Raw genomic sequence first — 3,843 nt, 5'->3', positions numbered from 1 at the left:
ACATTGGGCTGGTCTTCGGCCGAGACGTTCTGGATCAGCGCGCACTGCTCGAAGCTGGCCCCCGGCGGCGTGTCGCAGCTCATCTGCCAATCGCCGTACTGCGCCTTGACCACGCCCTGGGGCAGGGCGGGGCTCACCAGCCCCGCGACGATGCCGGCCGCGCCGAGCGCCCGAAACAAAAGCCCGACGATTGGCTGCACCGCTTCACTCTCTCTATGTGTCACATAACGAATCCCGCCGCTGGCGGGATCTCAACTTAGTCGGTTAGGCCCGGGCGGCTGTCAACACGCCGGAACCCAAGGCGCCCGGCCGGATACACGCCTTCGAATCAAGGCGAGCGTGAGGCGGCACCAAAACAGGCGTAAGGTGCGTTTTGACGCACGCTGCGACAAGAGGCGTGAATTGCCATGGTCCGGCCGATGTGGTTTAGACACGGTCCAAGTTTCAGCGCTCCGAGGTTGAGTCGGGGCGGCGTTTGCTATGCCGCATTTGTCCTCCTCAACCCCAACGCTCGAATACCGGACCAGACGGGATCTCAAGGGGGTTTTAGGTGACCGGCAAACTATGTAGTTCGATTGGCTTGCTGGGGACCGCCGCCCTTGCGCTTCTGCCTGTGACCGCCATGGCGCAGGAACTGGGCCGTCCTTCCCCGGGTGAGATCGGGCTGCAGCCCTCCGCCACCCCTATCATGGATTCGATCCGCGCCTTCCATAACGGCCCGCTGCTGTGGACCGCAGTGCTGATCGCGCTGCTGGTGCTGGTCCTCCTGATCATCGTGGTCGTGCGTTTCAACGCCAGGGCCAACCCCAGGCCATCCTCGACGACGCACAATACCCTGGTCGAGATCATCTGGACGGTCGTGCCGATCCTGGTCCTCGTGATCATCGCAATCCCGTCCTTCGCGGAGCTGACCGACCAGCTGACCGTCCCGGATGGGCAGCGCAAATATCTCGGCTCCAACATCTTCTCGTTCGGCGACGTCGAAGTCCCCGCGGTCGGCCTGACCATCAAGGCGACCGGTCAGCAGTGGTACTGGGACTACGAGTACGTCGATCAGGGCAAGTCGATCTCCTCCAGTATCCTGACCGAGGATGCGCGCCTCGCGCAGGTGCCGGTGCAGCCGCGGCTGCTCGCCGTCGACTACCAGCTGGTCGTTCCCGTCGACACCACGGTGCGCATGCAGGTGACCGCCGATCCGGTCGGCGTGATCCACGCCTTTGCCATGCCCGCCTTCGGCATCAAGATCGACGCGGTGCCCGGCAAGCTCAACGAGACCTGGTTCAATGCCCAGAAGACCGGCATATTCTACGGCCAGTGCTCCGAGCTTTGCGGCAAGGACCACGCCTTCATGCCGATCGCGATTCGCGTCGTGACTAAGGAAGAATTCGCAGCCTGGATGGCCGCGTTCGAGGCGGGCACCGTCGACGACGCAAATGCCACTCTGCCTGCACTCAGCTAAGGACCCGTGCGCGGGTCCCTGACCTGGCGACACGACGAGAATTCGATTAAAGGGATCGCTCAGAATGGCCGATACTCACGCTTTGGAAGCCCATGATGCTCATGGCCCCGGCCACGCCGCGGCCCACGATCATGGCCATCCGACCGGCTGGCGGCGCTACGTGTATTCGACCAATCACAAGGACATCGGCACGATGTACCTGATCTTCGCGATCGTCGCGGGGGTGATTGGCGGTCTGCTGTCGGGCGCCATGCGCCTCGAGCTGCAGGAGCCGGGCATTCAGATTTTCCACGGCCTCGCAGCCATGGTCTACGGCGCCGAAGGCGATGCCGCGCTCGATGCCGGCAAGCACATGTACAATGTGTTCACCACTGCCCACGCGCTCATCATGATCTTCTTCATGGTGATGCCGGCGATGATCGGCGGGTTCGGCAACTGGTTCGTGCCGCTGATGATCGGCGCGCCGGACATGGCCTTCCCCCGCATGAACAACGTCTCGTTCTGGCTGCTCCCGCCGGCCTTCCTGCTGCTGCTCATGTCGATGTTCTTCGAGGGTCCGGCGGGCGCCTACGGTACCGGGGGCGGCTGGACCATCTACCCGCCGCTGTCGACATCGGGCCAACCAGGACCGGCGATGGACTTCGCCATCCTTGCGCTCCATATCGCCGGCGCGTCGTCGATCCTTGGCGCCATCAACTTCATCACCACCATCTTCAACATGCGCGCTCCGGGCATGACGCTGCACAAGATGCCGCTGTTCCCCTGGTCGGTGCTGGTGACGGCGTTCCTGCTGCTGCTGTCGCTCCCCGTGCTTGCCGGCGGCATCACCATGCTGCTGACCGACCGAAATTTCGGCACCACGTTCTTCGAGCCTGAAGGCGGCGGCGACCCGATCCTGTTCCAGCACCTGTTCTGGTTCTTCGGTCACCCCGAGGTGTACATCCTGATCCTGCCGGGCTTCGGCATCGTCAGCCACGTCGTCTCGACCTTCTCGCGCAAGCCCGTGTTCGGCTACCTCGCGATGGTCTACGCCATGGTCGCCATCGGCGCGGTCGGCTTTATCGTCTGGGCCCACCACATGTACACCGTGGGCCTGTCGCTTGACGTGCAGCGCTACTTCGTGGCGGCCACCATGGTCATCGCGGTGCCCACCGGCGTAAAGAACTTCAGCTGGATCGCCACCATGTGGGGCGGCTCGATCTCCTTCCGTCCCCCGATGCTGTGGGCGATGGGCTTCATCTTCCTGTTCACCGTCGGCGGCGTGACGGGCGTGGTGCTGGCGAATGCCGGCGCCGACCGTGCGCTCCACGACACCTACTACGTGGTGGCACACTTCCACTATGTGCTGTCGCTCGGCGCGGTGTTCGCCATCTTCGCCGCCTGGTACTACTGGTACCCCAAGATGTTCGGCCTCATGTACAACGAGCGGCTGGCCGCGGCGCATTTCTGGATCACCTTCGTCGGCGTTAACGTGATCTTCTTCCCGCAGCACTTCCTCGGGCTGGCCGGCATGCCGCGCCGCTATATCGACTATCCCGATGCGTACGCGCTGTGGAACCGCGTCTCCTCGATCGGCTACTACATCACCTTCGTCGGTCTGGTGCTGTTCCTCTACATCCTGTTCGAGGCGGCCCGCAAAAAGCGCCGGGCTCCGGCCAATCCCTGGGGCGACGGTGCGACCACTCTCGAGTGGACGCTGCCCTCCCCGCCGCCGTTCCACCAGTTCGAGACCCTGCCGCGCATCGATGCGAGCGCGAACCACTGATCTGCGATATGTTCGCGGGGCCCCTGAGGGCCCCGCGGCAACCAAGCGAGTGACAATTGGCCTACGTGCACCCCAGCACTGAGATTTCGGTCCGCGCCGTCGAGGCGCGGGTCGAAGACTATCTCGCATTGCTGAAGCCGAGGGTCATGTCGCTTGTGGTGTTCACGGCGCTGGTCGGCTTGCTGCTGGCGCCGGGTGGCATCAATCCGTTCATCGGCGCCGTCGCCATCCTCTGCATCGCGCTCGGGGCAGGGGCCTCGGGTGCCCTCAACATGTGGTACGACGCCGATATCGACGCGGTGATGAGCCGCACCGCCAACCGGCCGATCCCCGCCGGCCGCATCGAGCGCGACCACGCCCTGGTGCTCGGCCTCGTGCTCTCGGCCTTCTCGGTGTGCCTGCTCGGCCTCGCCGCCAACTGGGTCGCGGCCGGGCTCCTCGCCTTCACCATCTTCTTTTATGCCGTCATCTACTCGATGTGGATGGAGCGCTCGACGCCGCAGAACATCGTCATAGGCGGAGCCGCCGGCGACTTTCCGCCGATGATCGGCTGGGCCGCCGTCACCGGCACGGTCAGCTTCGAGTCGGTCGTTCTGTTCCTCATCATCTTCCTCTGGAC

3 protein-coding genes and 1 pseudogene are annotated in these 3,843 nt (G+C 64.1%); 3 read left to right on the top strand and 1 reads right to left on the bottom strand.

Going from position 1 to position 3,843, the window contains the following annotated elements; translation table 11 throughout:
- Positions 1 to 191, bottom strand: a pseudogene (locus tag JWQ89_RS18160) (invasion associated locus B family protein); the annotation flags it as partial.
- 431 nt (positions 192 to 622) lie between these two features.
- Here JWQ89_RS18160 and coxB point away from each other — a divergent pair.
- The 3 genes from coxB to JWQ89_RS18145 form a co-directional block, all read left to right on the top strand.
- Positions 623 to 1,459, top strand: coding sequence for a cytochrome c oxidase subunit II (gene coxB, locus JWQ89_RS18155; RefSeq protein WP_366144022.1), 837 nt, complete (start codon positions 623 to 625; stop codon positions 1,457 to 1,459).
- Between the two features lie 64 nt (positions 1,460 to 1,523).
- Positions 1,524 to 3,224, top strand: coding sequence for a cytochrome c oxidase subunit I (gene ctaD, locus JWQ89_RS18150; protein ID WP_299643249.1), 1,701 nt, complete (start codon positions 1,524 to 1,526; stop codon positions 3,222 to 3,224).
- 83 nt (positions 3,225 to 3,307) lie between these two features.
- Positions 3,308 to 3,843 (top strand): protoheme IX farnesyltransferase (locus tag JWQ89_RS18145; protein ID WP_299643251.1); only part of this gene is annotated, 536 nt, incomplete at its 3' end.

It is taken from the genome of Devosia sp. (assembly GCF_028290645.1).
Lineage (GTDB): Bacteria > Pseudomonadota > Alphaproteobacteria > Rhizobiales > Devosiaceae > Devosia_A.
Note: the sequence above shows the minus strand (reverse complement) of the source record. Positions and strands in the feature narration are given on the sequence as shown.